19 protein-coding genes and 1 rRNA gene are annotated in these 19,087 nt (G+C 65.1%); 8 read left to right on the plus strand and 12 right to left on the minus strand.

Features of this window, described 5'->3' with window-relative positions; genetic code table 11:
- A 16S ribosomal RNA gene (locus tag IT549_RS00990) occupies positions 1–257 on the minus strand; the annotation flags it as partial.
- 578 nt (positions 258–835) lie between these two features.
- On the opposite strand from IT549_RS00990, the gene IT549_RS00995 reads away from it, so the two are divergent.
- Genes IT549_RS00995 through IT549_RS01005 form a run of 3 tightly spaced genes read left to right on the plus strand, consistent with a single transcriptional unit; the run spans position 836 to position 4,166 of the window.
- Positions 836–1,828: a glycosyltransferase gene (locus IT549_RS00995; protein ID WP_292969321.1), complete on the plus strand. Its 993-nt coding sequence runs from the start codon at positions 836–838 to the stop codon at positions 1,826–1,828.
- Between the two features lie 4 nt (positions 1,829–1,832).
- Entirely contained in the window at positions 1,833–3,293 is a 1,461-nt protein-coding gene (locus IT549_RS01000; RefSeq protein WP_292969323.1) for an oligosaccharide flippase family protein, read from the plus strand.
- Positions 3,294–3,299: 6 nt separating this feature from the next.
- Positions 3,300–4,166 (plus strand): beta-1,6-N-acetylglucosaminyltransferase, encoded by an 867-nt coding sequence (locus IT549_RS01005; protein WP_292969324.1) that lies wholly within the window; start codon positions 3,300–3,302, stop codon positions 4,164–4,166.
- On the opposite strand, the gene IT549_RS01010 is transcribed toward IT549_RS01005, so the two are convergent.
- Complete coding sequence (locus IT549_RS01010) at positions 4,167–5,084, minus strand: hypothetical protein (RefSeq protein WP_292969326.1); 918 nt, start codon at positions 5,082–5,084, stop codon at positions 4,167–4,169.
- Between the two features lie 107 nt (positions 5,085–5,191).
- On the opposite strand from IT549_RS01010, the gene IT549_RS01015 reads away from it, so the two are divergent.
- Positions 5,192–6,103, plus strand: a complete 912-nt coding sequence (locus IT549_RS01015) for a retropepsin-like aspartic protease (protein ID WP_292969328.1) — start codon at positions 5,192–5,194, stop codon at positions 6,101–6,103.
- 40 nt (positions 6,104–6,143) lie between these two features.
- The gene (locus tag IT549_RS01020; RefSeq protein ID WP_292969441.1) at positions 6,144–7,967 is read left to right on the plus strand and encodes an ABC transporter ATP-binding protein/permease; all 1,824 of its coding nucleotides are present in this window, start codon (positions 6,144–6,146) and stop codon (positions 7,965–7,967) included.
- A 13-nt stretch (positions 7,968–7,980) separates the two neighbouring features.
- On the opposite strand, the gene IT549_RS01025 is transcribed toward IT549_RS01020, so the two are convergent.
- The 5 genes from IT549_RS01025 to bamE form a co-directional block, all read right to left on the minus strand.
- Positions 7,981–8,187, minus strand: coding sequence for a DUF1737 domain-containing protein (locus IT549_RS01025; protein WP_292969329.1), 207 nt, complete (start codon positions 8,185–8,187; stop codon positions 7,981–7,983).
- A gap of 2 nt (positions 8,188–8,189) precedes the next feature.
- Positions 8,190–11,039 (minus strand): pitrilysin family protein, encoded by a 2,850-nt coding sequence (locus IT549_RS01030; protein ID WP_292969330.1) that lies wholly within the window; start codon positions 11,037–11,039, stop codon positions 8,190–8,192.
- A 105-nt stretch (positions 11,040–11,144) separates the two neighbouring features.
- Positions 11,145–12,446: an ATP-dependent protease ATPase subunit HslU gene (hslU, locus tag IT549_RS01035; protein ID WP_292969331.1), complete on the minus strand. Its 1,302-nt coding sequence runs from the start codon at positions 12,444–12,446 to the stop codon at positions 11,145–11,147.
- 4 nt (positions 12,447–12,450) lie between these two features.
- Positions 12,451–13,008 (minus strand): ATP-dependent protease subunit HslV, encoded by a 558-nt coding sequence (hslV, locus tag IT549_RS01040; protein ID WP_292969332.1) that lies wholly within the window; start codon positions 13,006–13,008, stop codon positions 12,451–12,453.
- Between the two features lie 94 nt (positions 13,009–13,102).
- Positions 13,103–13,576 (minus strand): outer membrane protein assembly factor BamE, encoded by a 474-nt coding sequence (gene bamE, locus IT549_RS01045; RefSeq protein ID WP_292969334.1) that lies wholly within the window; start codon positions 13,574–13,576, stop codon positions 13,103–13,105.
- 156 nt (positions 13,577–13,732) lie between these two features.
- On the opposite strand from bamE, the gene IT549_RS01050 reads away from it, so the two are divergent.
- Genes IT549_RS01050 through IT549_RS01060 form a run of 3 tightly spaced genes read left to right on the plus strand, consistent with a single transcriptional unit; the run spans position 13,733 to position 14,929 of the window.
- Positions 13,733–14,248 (plus strand): ubiquinol-cytochrome C chaperone family protein, encoded by a 516-nt coding sequence (locus tag IT549_RS01050; protein ID WP_292969336.1) that lies wholly within the window; start codon positions 13,733–13,735, stop codon positions 14,246–14,248.
- Positions 14,245–14,754: a DUF177 domain-containing protein gene (locus IT549_RS01055; protein ID WP_292969338.1), complete on the plus strand. Its 510-nt coding sequence runs from the start codon at positions 14,245–14,247 to the stop codon at positions 14,752–14,754. Before IT549_RS01050 ends, IT549_RS01055 begins: the two co-directional genes overlap by 4 nt.
- A gap of 34 nt (positions 14,755–14,788) precedes the next feature.
- Positions 14,789–14,929, plus strand: coding sequence for a hypothetical protein (locus tag IT549_RS01060; protein ID WP_292969341.1), 141 nt, complete (start codon positions 14,789–14,791; stop codon positions 14,927–14,929).
- Here IT549_RS01060 and ssb read toward each other — a convergent pair whose 3' ends face one another.
- From ssb to IT549_RS01085, 5 genes are all read right to left on the minus strand, one after another.
- Complete coding sequence (gene ssb, locus IT549_RS01065) at positions 14,930–15,457, minus strand: single-stranded DNA-binding protein (RefSeq protein WP_292969343.1); 528 nt, start codon at positions 15,455–15,457, stop codon at positions 14,930–14,932.
- A gap of 73 nt (positions 15,458–15,530) precedes the next feature.
- Positions 15,531–17,417 (minus strand): ferrous iron transporter B, encoded by a 1,887-nt coding sequence (locus IT549_RS01070; protein ID WP_292969346.1) that lies wholly within the window; start codon positions 17,415–17,417, stop codon positions 15,531–15,533.
- Positions 17,386–17,625 carry a FeoA family protein gene (locus tag IT549_RS01075; RefSeq protein ID WP_292969348.1) on the minus strand — a complete coding sequence of 80 codons (240 nt, stop codon included), beginning with the start codon at positions 17,623–17,625 and terminating at the stop codon, positions 17,386–17,388. Before IT549_RS01075 ends, IT549_RS01070 begins: the two co-directional genes overlap by 32 nt.
- Before the next feature lie 124 nt (positions 17,626–17,749).
- Positions 17,750–18,400 (minus strand): COQ9 family protein, encoded by a 651-nt coding sequence (locus IT549_RS01080; protein ID WP_292969351.1) that lies wholly within the window; start codon positions 18,398–18,400, stop codon positions 17,750–17,752.
- The gene (locus IT549_RS01085; protein WP_292969354.1) at positions 18,401–19,027 is read right to left on the minus strand and encodes an ankyrin repeat domain-containing protein; all 627 of its coding nucleotides are present in this window, start codon (positions 19,025–19,027) and stop codon (positions 18,401–18,403) included.
- Positions 19,028–19,087: the final 60 nt, after the last annotated feature.

Raw genomic sequence — 19,087 nt, forward strand, 5'->3', positions numbered from 1 at the left:
CTAAGGATCGTCGCCTTGGTAGGCCATTACCCCACCAACTAGCTAATCCTACGCGGGCCCATCCCTCGGCGATAAATCTTTGGACCGAAGTCATCATCCGGTATTAGCAGTCATTTCTAACTGTTATTCCGAAGCAAAGGGCAGATCCCCACGCGTTACGCACCCGTGCGCCACTAGACCCGAAGGTCTCGTTCGACTTGCATGTGTTAGGCATGCCGCCAGCGTTCGTTCTGAGCCAGGATCAAACTCTCAAGTTTGTGTCACGATGGTTGCGGCACGGGTAAACCCGCCGACCGCAGCATCGAACTTCAGGAGCCGATACCTGCACTTGTCAAACGTAATGGATACGAAGGACATATGAGGTAACGACTTAAACAACCCGTACCCGGAGCCTGAAGCTCGCCGGACGGGGCGCCGTCGCCCACATGTCCCTTCATCTAAAACCGACAATGTCAAAGAGCCACCGACAAAACGAGGCGGACAACCTTAGCTCCCCGATTTCGAGACCGGGGGACTGTTGTCCGACTGTGTTGGCGACCAGAGCGTTTCTGCCGTTTTGAAGCGGCGTTCCCGTCCGGTGAACGGGCCTCTAAGCCTGCCCCTTGATTCGGTCAACGCCTTTTTGCAATTTTATTTCAAAATTTTTGAAAGGCGCAGAAATCTGCCGTTTTTGAGCAAGGATGCTGCCCGATCAGGTTGCCAAGTTCCTAATCCGCGTTTTGCGGCACGCTCACACGAATGCGCGCGCGAACACGGATTGTTTACCCTGTTCGGCTAGGAAGAATGCCGCATGCAGGGGCCCGGCGCCCCGGAAAATCAAGGATTTGCGTAGTTCATGTCCCAACCCGCCATCTCGGTCGCGATGAGCGTTTACAATGGCGAGCGATTCCTCGCCGAGGCGATTCAAAGTGTGCTGGACCAAACCTGGCACGACTTCGAGCTGCTGATTCTCGACGACGGCTCGCGCGATTCCAGCCTGGAGATCATCAACCGGCATGCTGCGGCTGATTCGCGCATCCGGGTGATCGCGCGTGAGAACCGCGGTCTGGTCACCTCGCTCAACCAGCTGCTGGCCGAAGCCCGGGCGCCGCTGATTGCGCGGATGGATGCCGATGATGTCTGCGCGCCGCAACGCTTCGAGCGCCAGATCGCCTTCCTGGCCGCGCAGCCCGATCATGGCGTGGTGGGCAGCCTCACTTTTGATATCGACGAGAACGGCCAGGCCTTCCCGCTCGACACCGCCGAACATCCACTGAGCCATGAGGCTTTCATCGCCCACATTGCCAGCAACGGTCCGCTGCTGGCGCATCCGACGGTGATGTATCGCCGCGACGTGGTGCTCGCGGCCGGCGGCTATCATGCTGCCTTCCGTCACTGTGAAGACTATGACCTGTGGCTGCGTCTGGCGCATCGGACGAAGATCGCCAACCTGCCCGAACGGCTGCTGCGCTATCGGCACTATGCAGGACAGGTATCGAACCGGCACGCGCTGGAGCAGCAGATCGGCGTCGCGGTTTCGCGCCTGGCCTATGCCGAGCGCGTTGCCGGCCGGCCCGATCCGACCGAACACCTCGATGCCCTGCCCCCGATCGAGCAACTCGATACGGTATTCGGCCGCAAGGGCGTTGCCGGCGAAGTGCGCGCGCACGTGGCGCGCGCCTTGCTCTATTCACGCAGCGAAATGACCGGGCAGGGTTTCGACCTGCTGCTCGAACATGTCGGCGAAGGCGGGCGCGGTGCCGAACTGTGGCGCACTGCCGCCCGGCTGGTGCGCTTTGGCGAGCCGCGCCGCGCGCTGAAGCTTGTCGCCGCGCTGGCCGGCGCCTGATCCGATGAGCGTGCGTCGCGCCGCGCTGTGGTCGCTGGTCTCGCAGTACGCGAGCTTCGCGATCCAGTTCGCGACCAGTGTAATCATCTCGCGGCTGTACCTGCTGCCCGCCGATGTCGGGCTGTTCTCGATCGCGCTGGCCGCCGCCATGATGGTTTCGATCTTTCAGGACATGGGGATCAGCCGGTTCGTGACCGGCCAGCCCGAAATGCGCGAGGATCATGTCCGCGACTATGCCGCCGTGGCAGTGGGGATCGGCTGGCTGGTGGCCCTGGCCGTGGCACTGGCTGCCTGGCCCCTGGCGCAGTTCTATGACCAGCCAGGGCTGACCGGGCTGATGCTGATCATTGCCGCATCCTATGCGCTTTCGCCGCTGGCGATCGTGCCCAGTGCGCTGCTGCTGCGCGCACTGGATCTCAAATCGCTGCTGTACGCCAATGCCGGATCGGCGCTGGTGGGCGGGATCACCGCGGTAGCCGCCGCTGCCGCCGGCGCCGGGCCGGCTGCGCTGGCCTGGGGCATGCTGGCCACCGCGCTGACCCGCCTGGGCATTGTCCAGCTGCTTCGGCCGGTCTGGCCGCGTCGCCCCCGCGACCTGACGATCGTTCGCCCGATGATCAGCTTCGGCGGCTCGTCCTTCGCGATCAGTCTGTCGGGCGCGATCGGGATGCGTAGCCAGGACCTGATCGTCGGACGCCTGCTGGGCCTGACCGCGACCGGGCTGTTCACCCGCGCCAGCGCGCTGGCCGGGCAGATGTCGATGCTGGTGGTCGGTTCGATCAGCGGGGTGTTCTATCCTGCCTTCGCGAAGAAGCGCGATGCCGGGGAAGACCTGGTCGAACCCTACCTTCATCTGGTGGCCTGCAACACCGGACTGCAATGGGCTGCGGCGATTGGCATGGCACTGGCCGCCGAACCGCTGGTCTATCTGCTCTATGGTCCCAACTGGATGGAAGTGGCACCGCTGCTGCGCTGGACGGCTCTGGCAGAACTGTTCTTCATGGCGATCCCGCTGCAGATGGACATTCCGATCCTGCTGGGCCGGATCAAGACGCTGGTCTGGGTCAATCTGGCCGATACGGCGATCACGATCGCGATTCTGGCCGGGTTCTGTTTGTGGGGGCTGGAAGCCGCAGCGCAGAGCCGTCTGGCGGCCGGAGCGATCTGGTGCGCGATCTATGCCGTGTTCATCAGCCGCCTGCTCAAGCTGAACCTGGCCAGCCTGGCTTCGGTCTATCTGCGCAGCGGGCTCTGTGCGCTCGCTGCCGGCGTCCCGCTGCTACTCTCGCGCCAGCTGGGCTGGTTTGCACCTGACATGGGTTTTGCAATGTTGCTGGGGCTGAGCCTGGCCGGAGTTGCCTGCTGGTTCGTCACTCTGCCGCTGGTCAGCCACCCGCTGTGGCGCGAAGTACGGCTGGGACTGTCAAAATTGTCGCCAGGCCGACCCGTCGGCGAACAGGCCTGACCTGCGATGCGGATGGCCTATCTGGTGATGGCGCACGAGGATCGCGTCGGGCTGGAGCACTTGCTGGCGGCCCTGCTGCCGCCGGGGGCCGATGATATCGCCATTGTCCATGTCGATGCCGGTTCCGCACTGTGGCGCGAATTGCGCGGCAGCGCATTGTCCGACGATTCCCGCGTCCACCTGCTGCCCGATCCGGTCCGGGTCATCTGGGGGCACTGGAGCCAGGTCGAGGCTGCCCGCCGGCTAATCGCCAGGGCACTCGAACTGGGCTGCGACTATGCCCATACACTCAGCGGCGTGGACTGGCCTGTAGCATCGCGCGACGCCATCCAAGCCGATATCGCCCAGGCGCCGTCCGGCGCATGCTTTGCCGAGGCAATTGCGCTTGAACAGGAAGAGCGGATGCAGCAGTACCGCTTCGACACGCGCTGGCTGCGGCTCGATCCCGCACGCGACCGGCTGGCCTATGCCCTGACCTGGGAACTGCGCCGGGCTTCACGCATCATTGGCAGCGTGAACAAAGCGCTGGGACGCGAACGTGATCGCCCGCTGGGTCCGTGGCACAAGGGTTCGTGCTGGTGGAGCCTGCCCGAGGCGGCGCTGCGCAGTACGCTTGCCGATCTTGATCTGCTGGTTGAGAGCGGCCGCCTCAAGGGCACGGTCTGTGCTGACGAACATGCTGTTCCGACATCGTTGGCCCGGCATCATGGCCCGCGCCTTCAGCCCTATCGCCGGTTCATCGACTTTCCGGCCGGCGCATCAAGCCCGCGCGTCCTGACCCGATCCGATCTGCCTGCAATCAGGGCCAGCGGTGCCTGGTTCGCCCGAAAGGTCGATGCGCGGATCGATCCGTTCTTTCGCGAACTGCCCTGATCAGCCCAACGCAGCAATCGCTCTGAGCGCGGCACGGCGGTACATTCCGCGTTCGAACCGGCAGGTGCCCAGAAAATGCGCAACCGATGCCGCGCCCAGGTCTGGCTCGCCCCAATAGTTCATATAGCGATCATAGGGCAGCAGCAGCGGCTCTCCCTCGTTCGCGACGATCACGTTCGACATCACCTGCTCGCTGCCCCACTGCGCCCACTTGGCTGCGCCCAGCATGGCGGTCGCCTCACGGCTGAAGGCATCGGCGACTTCGCGGCCAAGCCCGCCCGGCGCAAACCCGGCGAAGCCTGCGCAGCCGCGAACATAGTGTACCGGCTTGGGCAGGCCGGCATCGATCCGGTCCATCGCGGCCTCGATCCGGGCCTGAACATGAGCGCTTTCGGGAACAGTAGCCAGATCCCGGGCAAAGGCCCCGGCGGGCTGCCAGCGCGAACTCTCATCGCCCTTCAGGGTGAAATTGCGTCCCGCAGCGATCGCCGCAGCCACTTCAGGCACCGGCCCCAAGGTCACGGTGTCGGAATCGAGCTGGATCACATAGTCACCCTGACGCAGCGCAAGCAGACTGAGCAACCGTTCCCAGCAACCGCCCTTGGGGCAATCGCCGCGATCGACATCGGCGATCGAGAGGATCAGCGGCGCATCGAGATGCACAGCCAGCACTGCCCGGTCCGCCGCAGTCAGCGTGCCATCGTCAAGGATCGCGAAACGGCCCTGCCCGAGATGGGCGTGAAACGACTTGGCCGCGACCAGATAGGGTACCAGCACCCGGGTGCCGATCATCGAGAAGATCACCAACCCATCCTCGCCGGTCCGCAGCGCAGGGGTATCAAGCACCGCGCGGGCAGCGCGGTTGAATTGCCATTCGCGCAGCTTGCGCAAGGCTCTTTGCGGCAGGGATTCCATCATTTGCGCATAGCAAATGCGTGTTAAGCAAAGGCAAATGCGCCTTTCGACGGACTGCATGGCGCCCCCTGCCCCGCCATGATACCGTGCTGGCAAAAGGGAGAAGGCCGATGCCAGCCAGTTCACTGATCGCTCCGCTTCTACCGATCGCGGCGATGTTTCCGGTCCTGAGCAGCCAGCAGGCCGGGGTTCCGGCAAGCGAAGTGGACGTGGTGCAGGTGTCCGAAGACCGGCATGACCGGATGACCGTACCGGTGCGGATCGGCGCGAATGGACCGTATGACTTCCTGATCGACACCGGCGCGCAGAACACCGTGCTCAGCATCGCGCTGGCCGGCAAGCTTTCGCTTCAGCCCCAGCGGAAGGTGCGGCTGATCGGTGTGGCCGGCATTTCCGAGGTTGATACGGTTACGGTGGACGAGATCGGGCTGGGCCGGCGCAGCTTCTACAGCCTGCTGACCCCGCTGCTGCCCGCCCCGCACATCGGTGCCGACGGGATCCTGGGGCTCGACAGCCTGCAGGGACAGCGGGTGCAGATCGATTTTCGCAAGGGCACCATGGCCGTGGATGATGCCGGCGTGCTGGGCGGAAATCGCGGGTTCGAGATTGTCGTCACCGCGCGGCGACGCTCTGGCCAGCTGATCATGGCCGATGCGGTGGTCGATGGTGTGCGGGTCAGTGTGGTGATCGATACCGGCGCCGAATATTCGATTGGCAACCGGGCCTTGCAAAAGGCCCTGTCACGGCGCGGGCGCAGCGGCACGATGCAGCTCAAGAGTGTGACCGGTCAGGAGATCACCGCCGATCTGGGACTGGCGGGCAATCTCCAGATCAATGACATGAACTTCGGCAATGTGGTGATCGCCTATGCCGATTCCCCGCCGTTCAAGGTGCTGGGCCTCGACAAGAAGCCCGCCCTGTTCCTTGGCATGCGCGATCTGCGTGCGCTGGACCGGGTTGCGATCGATTTCTCGACGCGGCGCATTTACTTCGATCTGCCCAAGGACGCCTACCGCAACTGATCGGGCTGGCATTTGGCCGGGCGCAGCCTAAATGAAGCGCATGCCGCCCGACCAGCCCGTCGACCCGACCAGCCTTGCCCACCACCAGGGCTGGGACACGCTGCGGCGGTTCCTGCCCTATCTGTGGCCGCGCGATAATCCCGCGCTGCGCTGGCGGATCAGCGGTGCGGTGCTGCTGGTGCTGGCCTCGATCGCCACACAGTTCGTACTGCCCTACCTGCTGAAATGGGCGGTTGATGCGATGAACATCACCGGCGCGCGGGTGCTGACCTTCGCGCTGCTTTATGTGCTGGCCTATTCGGCTGGCCGGTTCGGCGGGGTGGTGTTCGACAACCTGCGCAACATCGTGTTCGAACGGGTTGGCCAGGATGCCACGCGGCAACTGGCCGAACATGTCTTTGGCCAGCTGCACCGGCTGTCGCTACGCTTTCACCTGGCCCGCCGCACCGGCGAGGTGACCAAGGTGATCGACCGCGGCACCAAGAGCATCGACGTGATGCTCTATTTCATGCTGTTCAACATCGCCCCCACGGTGATCCAGCTGCTGGGCGTGGCGGTAATCTTCTACCTCAACTTCGGCTGGCCGCTGGTGATCGCCACGGGAATCGCCGTGGCTGCCTATATCTGGGTGACCCGCGCGATCACCGAATGGCGCACCGCGCTGCGCGAAAAGATGAACCGGCTGGATGGTCAGGCGCTCGCCCGGTCGGTCGATTCGCTGCTGAACTATGAAACGGTGAAATACTTCAATGCCGAAGGCCGCGAGCTGGCCCGCTATGCCGAAGCGACCAGCGCCTATGCCGAAGCCGCGGTGAAAAGCGAGAACAGCCTGGGCCTGCTCAACATCGCGCAGGCGCTGGTGGTGAACCTGTTGATGGCTGGCGCGCTGGCGCTGACTGTGTGGGGCTGGGCCAAGGGCGAATATACTGCCGGCCAGCTGGTCTTCGTACAGACCTACCTGACCCAGCTGTTCCGCCCGCTCGACATGCTGGGGATGGTCTATCGCACGATCCGCCAGGGCCTGATCGACATGGCCGAGATGTTCCGCCTGATCGATACCGAGGTGGAAGTGCAGGACGCCCCCGGTGCCCCCGCGTTGGTGATCACCCAGCCGACACTGACCTTCGACAACGTGGTCTTCGGCTATGAGCCGGACCGGACGATCCTGAAAGGGTTGAGCTTTGAAGTACCAGCCGGCTGGCAGGTCGCGCTGGTCGGTCCTTCGGGTGCTGGCAAGAGCACGATCGCGCGGCTGGTGTTCCGCTTCTATGATCCGTGGAGCGGGCGGATCCTGATCGACGGACAGGATATCCGCACCGTGACGCAGGAAAGCCTGCGCCGGGCGCTGGGGATCGTTCCGCAGGATTCGGTGCTGTTCAACGAAAGCATCGGCTACAACATCGCCTATGGCCGCGACGGAGCCGGCATGGCCGAAGTGCAAGAGGCCGCGCGCAAGGCCGCACTGATGGGGCTGATCGACCGGCTGCCGCAAGGCTTCGAAACCGAAGTGGGTGAGCGCGGGCTCAAGCTGTCAGGCGGGGAGAAACAGCGCGTCGCGATCGCCCGCACGCTGGTCAAGAACCCGCCGATCCTGCTGCTGGACGAGGCGACCAGCGCGCTCGACACCCGCACCGAACAGGAAATCCTCACCACCCTGCACGCGGTCGCCGAGGGGCGCACCTCGCTCTCGATCGCGCACCGCCTGTCAACCGTGGCCGATGCCGACCGGATCCTGGTGCTGAACGATGGCCAGCTGGCCGAACAGGGCACCCATGCGCAGTTGCTGCGCAAGGCCGGGCTCTATGCCGAAATGTGGGCGCGGCAGGCCGAAGCGATCGAGGAAGCTGCGGAGGCGGCGGAGTGAAGCTGCCTGCGGATCAGTCCTTCACCACGTCCGCTTCACCCCAGACCACCGCCTGAGCAACCTTCATGCACAGGTGGCCTTCATCCCACGCCATGCTGGGCGAGCCATAGAGCCGCCAGCCCTGCTCCAGCGCTTCGGACACGCGCTCGCAAAAGGCGCGGTCATCCTTGCCGGTGAGCAGCCGGTAGACCGGGCGATCTTCGGGGGTCTCGTATGCCATGGTCAGCTGCCCTTCAGGCCGGGGCTGGCGAAGTCCACCTCGCTGGCCTTGATCACCACCACATCGCTGCGCAGCGCGCGCAGCGGTTCGATGAATTTGGCGGCATCGCCCACCACCACCACGGTCGCCGATCCCGGCAGGACATAGCGTCCGGCCACCGCCTTGACCGCGGCCGGGTTCACCCCCGCCAGCCGGTCGGCATAGGCAAAGGCCTCAGCGGGCGGCAGCCCCTGCTGGATCAGCGATCCGATCACCCCGGCAAAGCCGTTGCTGGTTTCCAGCGCGCGCTGGGTGCCGCCGGCCAGGAACAGCCGCCGTTTCTGCAGCGCATCCTCGCCGATCGTTTCGCTGCCCAGCCGTGCCAGCTGTTCAAGCATGACCTTGACCACATCGGCAGCGCTTTCGTTCTTGGTCTGCGAACTGGCGACCAGCAGCCCGGCCTGGGCGCGGGTCGCGAACGAGCTGTAGGCGCCATAGCTGAGCCCGCGCTTGGTCCGCACTTCTTCGAACAGCCAGCCGTTCGAACCGGCGCCCAGCACCGAATTGGCGAGTTGCAGCGCATAGAAATCCTGGTCCCCGCGCCCGACCCCGCGGGCCGCGACGAAGACTGCGGCCTGGCCGGCGCCGGGCAGGTCGATCACCACGGTCCGGGCCGGCTGGGCCGGACCGGCGCGGTCACTGACCGGAGCCGGCGCAGGGGTTTCCACCTGCCAGCTGCCAAGCAGCCGTTCGGCCAGCGCCTTGCCAGCGGCCGGATCAATCCCGCCGCTGATCAGCACGCGGGCCACGCCCGGATGCCAGTTCTGCTGGCGGTGCGCGACCAGGTCTTCCCGGGTGATCCGGCCCAGGCTGGCAATCGTGCCGCCGCCCTGCATGCCATAGGGTGCCGAGCCATAGAGCAAGGGCATCAGGGCCATGCCGCCCAGCGATGCCGGATCCTTCAGCGCGGCCTGCAGACCGCTGACCGCGCGTTTGCGCTCACGATCGAACGAGCTGGCCGGATAGCTGGCATTGCGGGCAATATCGGCCAGCACTTCGGCCGCCTGCGGCAGGTTGGCGGTGGGGGCCGAAACGGTCAGCATGGTGCCTTCGGGCCCGGCGACGATGTTGGCCTGCGCGCCCAGACTTTCGAACCGCGCGGCGATCTGTTCGGCGCTGCGGCTGGCGGTGCCTTCGGTGGCAAGGCCTGCCGCGAGCGAGGCCAGTCCGGCCTTGTCGCGCGGATCGGTGGCGCTGCCGCCGGGGAACAGGACGCTGAAAGTCGCCACCGGCACCGAGCCGGTGCGGGCCATGACCAGCGGGATGCCATTGGCCAGCCGGGCTTCCACCACCGCCGGGGCGGCAACCGCCGGGCGGGTACCGGGACTGGGCGGCGCCTGACGGCTTGCCTCATCACGCAGCACGCGCGGCTCGCCCATAGGCGGCGGGACACTGCCGAAAGTGGGCATCTTGGCCGGGTTGGCATAGGCAGCGGGATTATCGGTCCCCGCGCCATAGCGGATTTCCACCCACGAATTGGCGGTCAGGTATTTCTGCGCGACCCGCTGGACATCGGCGGCGGTGACCCGGCCCAGCGCAGCCAGCCGCCGATCGGCCGCCAGCGGGTCGCCGGTGATCGCCAGTTCCTCGCCCAGTTCGAAAGCGCGGCCCTGCGGCGTTTCGCGGGCACGCAGCGAATCCGCGATCAGTTCATTGCGGGCTTCGGCCAGTTCGGCCTGACTGACCGGTGTGGTACGCAGCCGCGCCACTTCGCCGGCCAGCAGCCCGGCCACTTCATCCTGCGACTGGCCCTGACCCAGCATGGCGGCGAGCAAGCCGCTGCCGCCCTCGCGCGAGAAGTCGAACGATTGCTGGGCGCTGACCGCCTTGCCGCTGCGCACCAGCGCCTGGTTCAGCCGGCTGTTATCGCCGCGCGCCATGATCGCACCCAGCACTTCCAGCGCCGGGCGATCGGGCGAAAGCGCGCCGGGCAGCTTCCATTGATAGCCGACCAGCGGCAGCGGCACGTTGGGCGCGGTGGCATCGACCCGGCGCGGCGCGGTGCGCGGCGGTTCCACCCCGGCAATCGCCAGCGATACCGGCTTGGCCCGGCGCGGAATCGCACCGAAATACTTGTCCACCAGGCTGCGCAGCTGCGCCGGATCGAAATTGCCCGATACGATCATCGTCGCGGTATCGGGGCCATAGAAGGCCTGATGAAAGGCCCGGGCATCGTCGAGCTTGGCCGAATTGAGCTGTTCGAGCGAGCCGATCCCCGGGCGGCGCTGGGGCAGGCGGTCAAAGGCATTCTCGGCAAAGATCAGCCGCAGCCGGCCATAGGGCGGCGCCAGGATCCGCTGGCGCAGCTCTTCCTTGACGATCGAGCGTTCGCGTTCGAACACCTCGGCATCAACCACCGGGCGGGCCATGCGTTCGGCATGGGTCCACAGCAGCGTTTCCAGATACTGCGCCGGGACGATTTCGTAATAGTTCGTGCGATCATCGCTGGTGCTGGCATTGCGCACCCCGCCGACATCCTCGGTCAGGCGGTTGATCATGTTGTAGGGCATGTTCTCGGTCTTGCGGCTGAGAATATGTTCGAACAGGTGGGCAAAGCCCGATCGCCCTTCGGGATCGTGCTTCGATCCGACTGCATACCAGACCGAGACCATCACGTTGGCGCTGGTCTTGTCGGGAATCGCGATGACCTTCAGCCCGTTGGGCAGGGTCCATTCGGTAAAGGCGATCGGCGGCGCCTTGATCGCGGCCTGCTGCGCGGCCGGCGCGGCCTGCGGCTTCGCTTCAAGCAATGCCGGCGCCATCAGTGCCAGCGCGGCAACGACGCTGCCCAGCCCAAGACCTTTGCGGATCATCATAGTCTCCCCGGTTACCGGATCAGCCTAGCACGGCGATCCGCCCGATCAATCGACCACGCCCGCCGCTCGACGAACGGCAGGCAGCAATCGATGGAGGTCAGATTACAGAATGTACTTCGAAAGATCGGTGTCCCTGGCCAGCCCGGCCAGCCGGGCGCTGACATAGGCTTCGTCGATCGACACCGTCTCGCCCGCGCGGTCTTCGGCTTCGAAGCTCAGTTCCTCGAGCAGCTTTTCCATCACCGTCTGCAACCGGCGGGCACCGATATTCTCGACCGCTTCGTTGACCTGACAGGCAATCCTGGCCACCGCGCGGATCGCCTCGGGCGTGAAGTCGATGGTGACCTTTTCGGTGCCAAGCAGCGCCCGGTACTGTTCGACCAGGTTGGCGCGGGTTTCACTGAGGATGCGGACGAAATCGTCTTCGGAAAGTGCCTTCAGCTCGACCCGGATCGGCAGGCGGCCCTGCAGTTCGGGCAACATGTCCGAAGGCTTGGCCACGTGGAAGGCGCCGCTAGCGATGAACAGCACGTGGTCGGTCTTCATCGGGCCATACTTGGTGGCCACGGTGGTACCCTCGATCAGCGGCAGAAGGTCCCTTTGCACCCCTTCGCGTGAGACCGATCCGCCGCGCACGTCGCTGACCGCGATCTTGTCGATCTCGTCGATGAAGACGATCCCGTTGGTTTCGGCATTGGCCAGCGCGACCCGGGCGACATCGTCCTGGTCCATGCGCTTTTCGGCTTCCTCATCGACCAGCTTGGCCCAGGCGTCGGGCACCTTGAGCTTGCGCCGCTTGAGGTTCTGCTTGCCCATCGCCTTCGACATCATGTCGGACAGGTTGATCATGCCCATGTTGCCGCCCATTCCGGGCAGCTCGAACGGCATGTTCGGCGCGTCCTCGACCTCGATTTCCACCTCGGTCGAATCCATGGCCTTTTCGGCGATCCGCTGGCGGAAGCTCTCGCGGGTAGCCTCGCTTGCGCCATCGCCGACCAGCGCCTTCAGCAGCCGGTCCATCGCCGCCTTTTCAGCGGCATCGCGCACGGCTTCGCGGCGGCGATCCTTTTCCAGCCGGATCGCCTCCTCGGCCAGATCGCGGGCGATCTGTTCGACATCGCGGCCGACGTAGCCGACCTCGGTGAACTTGGTCGCCTCGACCTTGACGAAGGGCGCGTCGGCCAGCTTCGCCAGGCGGCGCGAAATCTCGGTCTTGCCGCAGCCGGTCGGCCCGATCATCAGGATGTTCTTGGGCGTCACCTCGTCGCGCAGTTCGGCCGACAGGCGCTGGCGGCGCCAGCGGTTGCGCAGCGCGACGGCCACGGCCTTCTTGGCTTCGGCCTGGCCGATGATGTGCTCGTCCAGCGCGGCGACGATCGCCTTGGGGGTCAGGTTTTCGGTCATGGGATCAGATCGTCTCCACAGTCACGCGGTCATTGGTGAAGACGCAGACTTCGGCCGCCACCGCCATCGCGCGGCGGGCGATCTTTTCGGGGTCTTGCTCGTAGTCGGTCAGCGCCTTGGCGGCGGACAGGGCATAGTTGCCGCCCGATCCGATCGCGGCGATACCCTCTTCGGGTTCCAGCACGTCGCCATTGCCGGTCAGGATCAGCAGCACGTCCTTGTCGGCCACGATCATCAGCGCCTCAAGGTTCCTGAGGTATTTGTCGGTGCGCCAGTCCTTGGCCAGTTCCACCGCCGCGCGCATCAGCTGGCCGCGGTGGGCCTCAAGCTTCTTTTCCAGCCGCTCGAACAGGGTGAAGGCATCGGCGGTCGCCCCGGCAAAGCCCGCGATCACCGATCCGTCGCCGATCCGGCGGACCTTGCGCGCATTGGGCTTCATCACGGTGTTGCCCATCGAAACCTGGCCATCGCCGGCGATGACGGTCTTGCCGCCCTTCTTGACGCCGATGATGGTAGTGCCATGCCACTGGATCAGGCCGTGGCTTTCGGAAGAATGGTTCATGCCTGCGGATATATGCGCAATCCGTCAGGCTTCAAGCTGGGGGGAGTGGGCCGGTGTTGCGCAAGCGACCGGTAAACCGGTCGCGGTCAGTGCATCAAGATCCGTTGGGACCGCCCGGAGCGCCCGCGCCGGGGCCGCCGGCACCGACCTGGCCGATGTTGCCGAACAGATCTTCCAGGAAGGTCCGCTGCCGGCCGAGCGTTGGCGTCTTGTCGCCATCGGGGCTGAGGTTGACGACCTTTTCCATGCCGGTGCGATCAAGCCGCGCGACATTGCCCTTGTCATCGAACACCACACGGACCAGCAGCTGCTCCTTGGCCTTGGGCCGGGTGAAGGCCGCCTGGCGGGTGTTGGTGGAGATGTAGAACCAGTCCTGCCGGCCATACTGGCTGATGAAAGTCGGCCGGCCCAGCGTGCGTTCGACCGAAGTGCGATTGTCGACGCCGGGCATCACCGAATCGAGCAACGCCGCATCGACCAGGTAACCGCGGTGATCCTTGATCGAGGCACAGGCCCCCAGCGCCATGCTGGCAATGGCGAGGCCCAGAATTCGTCCCTTAACCGACATCGTTTCGTCTTCGCTCCGTCGGCCTGCTGGGGCATTGCCCGGGGCCGTCATGTGATCTATCGCGCCAAGCCTTAGGCTGCCTTGGCGCGTGGTGCAACCGGCGCGGCTTGGGATCGCCCGGTTTAATCGCTGCTGAATGGAAGGATATGGCCCGCCATGGGGCTGCTTGATCGCTTGCTGGGGCGCAAGGACGCCCAACCCGACCTGCGCCCGCTGTGGCACCGCGTGGTCGAAGTGGCGCGCGAGCCGGACTGGTATGCCCGCGGCGGGATCGCCGATACGGTTCCCGGGCGGTTCGATTGCATCACCCTGGTGCTCAGCGCGGTGCTGATCCGGCTGGAGCGCGATCTGTCGCAGCGCAACGCGGCGGCCCGGCTGACCGAGCTGTTCGTATCCGACATGGACGGGCAACTGCGCCAGAGCGGGGTGGGTGATCTGGTGGTGGGCAAGCACATGGGCAAGCTGGTGGCCGCGCTGGGTGGGCGGCTTGACGCCTATCGCGCCGGGCTGGCGGCCGCCGATGACGCCGAACTGGTCGAAGCGATCAAGCGCAATACGACACTGATCGATAACGCCGATCCCGCAGCGATCGCCCGTGATTTCCGCACGCTTTTCGCATCGCTGCAAGCCACCAGCGATGCCGAACTGCTGGCCGGGACGATCACACGATGAGCGAATTTTCCCGCCCCTTCGACACCGCCCGGCTACCCGCCGGGCCGCAGCACCTGATCGCCAGTCCGCAAGAGTGCGCGGCACTGGCCAAACGGTTCCTGCTGGTTTCGGTCGGCAGCCTGGAAGCCGATATCACGCTGAACAGCGATGGCGCAGCAGTGCGCGCGACCGGCCAGCTCAAGGCCGAGGTGGTGCAAAGCTGCGCGGTTTCGGGCGAAGACCTGCCGGTGCGGATCGCCGAGCCGGTTTCGCTGCGGTTTGTCCCGGCCCAGCAGCACGGCGCCGACGAGATCGAGCTTGAGGCGGCGGAGCTGGACGAGATCGAGCTCGACGGCACCCGCTTTGATCTGGGTGAAGCGCTGGCCCAGACGCTGGCGCTGGCGATCGACCCCTATCTGGAAGGCCCGGGCGCCGACGAATTCCGCCGCAAGTCCGGCCTGCTGGGCGAAGGGGAAGGCGGCGCATTCGGCGCGCTCAAGGGATTGTTTGACCGCGATTCCGAATAGGGCATAGTTGCGCCTCAAGGCAGAGGAGCAAGACATGGCCCGCAAGGAAGTATGCCCGCGCTGCGGCGACCTGATCAGCCGCGAAGGCTACTGCATCAATTCGAAATGCATCTATTCCGAAGAACAGACCCGCAAGGTTGACGGTGCGCGCGCCAGCCCGCCGTTTGCGGACTGATCAGAACGGGATATCGTCGTCGAGATCGTCGGCGAAGCCACCGCCGCCGCCCGCACCGCCGCCAAAGCCGCCGCCCGAGCGCTGACCACCACCCTGGCTGCCGCCAAAATCACCCCCGCCGCTGCGCTGGCCGCCGCCGTAGCCGCCACCACCGCCACCGCCGCCCTGGCCGCCACCCGGCGCGCCATCGAGCATGGTCAGCACGCCGTTCATGCCGACATTGACTTCGGTCGAATAGCGATCGTTGCCCGACTGGTCCTGCCATTTGCGGGTCCGCAGCGAGCCTTCGATGTAAACCTTGCTGCCCTTGCGCAGATAGCGTTCGGCAACGCCCACCAGACCGTCCGAATTGAGCACCACGGTGTGCCATTCGGTGCGCTCCTTGCGCTCACCGGTATTCTTGTCCTTCCAGCTTTCGCTGGTGGCGATGCGCAGGTTGCAGATCCGTCCGCCGTTCTGGAACGACTTCACTTCGGGATCGGCGCCCAGGTTGCCGATGAGAATGACCTTGTTGACGCTGCCTGCCATCGAATCGTGTCCCTTTGAATTCAGGCACACCGCCTAGCCAATCGCGCCGATGCGTCCAAGCGCCCGATTGCGGTTATCCCAACCCCAGCCAGACTGCCGTCCAGTATGTCAGCCCCGCCGCCAGATAGGCCAGGCCGAACAGGTAGCCCAGCATTAAGGCCGGCCATTTCCAGCCGTTGGTCTCGCGCCGGGTAACCGCGATCGTGCTCATGCATTGCGGAGCGAAGACGAACCAGGCGAGGAAGGCGAGTGCGGTGGCCAGGCTCCAGTGGCTCTTGAGCTGGGTTCCCAGCGCCTGGGCCTGCGCGTCCTCGCTGGCCGCGCTCACCGCATAGGTGGTGGCCAGCGAGCTGACCGCCACTTCGCGGGCGGCCATCGCCGGGATCAGCGCCAGGGCAATGTCGCGGTTGAACCCGATCGGCTTCAGCACCACGGCCAGGCCATTGGCGGTATAGCCCGCGATCGAGGCATCAACCTGATCCTGCCCTTCCCCGGCGCGCGGAAAATTCAGCAGCAGCCACAGCACCACAGTCACCGTCAGGATGATCGTGCCAGCCCGGCGCAGGAAGATCAGCACGCGCTGGGCCAGCCCCAGCAGCAGGTCTGATGCACGCGGCAACTGATATTTGGGCAGTTCCATGATGAACCCGCTGGCCACACCTTTGGTCACGGTCCGGCGCAGCAGCAGCGCGGCAAGCATGGCCCCCACGATCCCGAAGGCATAGAGCCCCAGCAGCACCAGCCCCTGCAAGCCCATGCCCAGCCCGACATTGCGGTTGGGAATGAAGGCGGCGATGATCATCGTGTAAACCGGCAGCCGCGCCGAACAGGTCATCAGGGGGGCGATCAGAATTGTGGTCAGCCGGTCCTTGGGATCGGAGATCGAGCGGGTCGCCATGATCCCCGGCACCGCGCAGGCAAAGCTGGACAGCAGCGGAATGAAGCTGCGCCCCGAAAGCCCGACCCGCGACATCAGCCGGTCCATCAGGAACGCCGCGCGGGCCATATAGCCCGATGCCTCCATCGCCAGGATGAAGAAGAACAGGATCACGATCTGCGGCAGGAAGACAATCACCGCGCCGACCCCGGCCAGTACGCCATCGGTCAGCAGGTCACGCACCAGGCCTGCCGGCAGCAGATCGCGGACCAGACCGATCAGCCGCGCAACCAGATCTTCGAGCACGGCGACAAAGGGCTCGGCCCCCGAAAAGACCGCCTGAAACACCACAAACAGCGCCGCGAACAGAATCAGCGGACCCAGCCAGGGATGCAGGAACAGCCGGTCAAGCCGGCTGTGCAGCCGGTGCCGGGCAGTTTCGCTGATGATTGCCCCCTGGGCGATCGCCTGCGCGGTCACGCGCCGTTCGGCCAGCGAAGTGGCAGGCCGATGGTGTTCCTCGTGCCCGGCCACTTCGGCAATCGCCGCGCCCAGTTCGACCAGCCCCTTGCGGCGCACGGCGATCGTCGGAACAACCGGCACGCCCAGCGCTTCGGACAGGGCATGGGGATCGATCACCAGCCCGTCGCGCTCAGCCAGATCAAGCATGTTGAGCGCCATGACTGTCGGCCGGCCCAGCGCAATCACTTCCTGCGCGAAGACCAGATGCTGTTCAAGGTTCGCGGCATCGACCACCACCACCAGCACCTGCGGCGCTTCATCGCCTTCGAATTCGCCGAAGATCGCCTTGCTGGTCACTTCCTCGTCGGGACTGGCCGCGAACAGGCTGTAGGCCCCTGGCAGGTCAAGCAGGGTCACCGCCTCGCCCCCGGGCAGCAGCATACGGCCGGCCTTGCGCTCAACAGTTACACCCGGATAGTTCGCGATCTTCTGGCGGGCACCGGTCAGGGCATTGAACAGCGCGCTCTTGCCCGCATTGGGATTGCCGACCAGCGCAACCGTGGTCACTGGGCTGGCTGGCTCGCCCACCTCAGGCCGCTTCCACTTCGATCGCGGCAGCATGAACCTTGCGCAGGGCAACGGTCATCCGGCCGATCCCCAACGCAATCGGATCGCTGCCTCCGAAGACCCCGCGATGCGCAACCTCTACCGTGCTGCCAACATCGACCCCAAGTGCCTGCAGGCGCTGGGCTTCTTCTTCGACCAGGCGCGACCAATCGACCGCAACGATGCGGGCGCTGTGGCCAACAGGAACGCGATCGAGTGTCATGACTCAGCAGCCGCTGCCACAGGTGGGGGCTTCTTGCAAGTCATTCGCAATAATATTGACCAAGGTCAAAGCCGGATGTCAGCTTTGCGTCAGAAAAGCCGCAATTCGCAGGTTTCGCGGCGGCCTATCGCGCCGGATAGCGCAACCGCCCCAGGAACCGGGCCGGACTGAAATGTTCGACATCCTTCGACATGAAGCGGGCCTTGGCCTTTTCGAACTTCATGATCCCTTCAATCCGGCGATCGAGGAAGGCACGGGTATCGGCATGCCCTTCGCTGCTGTCGCCGACATAGACCGCCAGCGTCGCCGCGTAGATCGAACCCAGCGTCATCCGCTTGGTATAATGATTGTAATCGGCGGCCGTATCTCCGGCCAGCCGCCACATCGCATCGGCACTGCGCCAGCCAAGCCGCAGCGCGGCGGGCACGTTCTGCGGCATGGCCATCACCGCCTGGGCGCGGCGCAGCGCTTCCTTCTGGTGGGCAATGGCATCGAGCCGGAACTGCACCAGGGTGCGGATCTTCTCGCGAATCTTGAGCGGGGCCAGCTTTTCAGGCGGAAAGGCCGCCACCATCGCCGCATCGATGCTGGCAATCCAGGCATCGATCATCGCCATCGGCCCGCCGGAAAAGGCGTAGACTGCGGCATCACGGTCCAGCCCCAGCTGATCGGCGGCATTGCGCACGGCCTCTTCGCTCCAGCCGTCAAAGGCGGCGGCATCGGCCAGCGCCGGGGCCAGCTGCAGGCGCAGCGCGTCGAGGCTGTCCGCGCTCACTTACTTGGGTCCGAACACCTTGGTCCCCTCGCCCGGCTTGGGCTTGGGCTTGGCATTGGCGTCGATTTCCTTGAGCAGGGTTTCGGCCTTGGGATCAATCCGGGCATAATCGCGCGCCGAGCGGCCCGAATTGTCAGTCCGGTCAGGATTGGCGCCGGCCTTCAGCAGGATCCGCATCAGCGGGATGTTGCGGTTGTGAACTGCGGTGATCAGCGGGGTTTCGCCGGTCGAATTGGGTTCATCAACCTTGGCGCCGAACTGCACCAACAGCTCTACCCCTTCGATGTAGCCAAGGTTGGCGGCCACCACCAATGGCGTTTCCCCCCGCGCATTGCGGATGTTCACATTGGCGCCCTTGCCGATCAGGAACTGCATCCACATGAAATCGCGGCGCTGGGTAACAATGTGCAGGGCACTGTCACCGCTGGTCAGATCGCGGGTGTTGATCAGGCTCGAGCCCTTTTCGTTGAGCATGTCAGTCGCCTTGTCACCCTCCTTCTTGCGGACGGCTTCAAGGAACTTGTAGCTGTCCGAGAACTGCGCGGCGGCAGGGCCGGGCACAGCCACGGCGGCACCCACCAGTGCGGCCAGGGCCAGGGACAACTTGCTGAACTTCGGCACGGACATGCTTCCTCCTGTTGCGGGCGGGCACACAGAATCGCCCCACGGCCCGAAAGGCTTCTTGCC

Source organism: Novosphingobium sp., from assembly GCF_020852455.1.
Taxonomy (GTDB): domain Bacteria; phylum Pseudomonadota; class Alphaproteobacteria; order Sphingomonadales; family Sphingomonadaceae; genus Novosphingobium.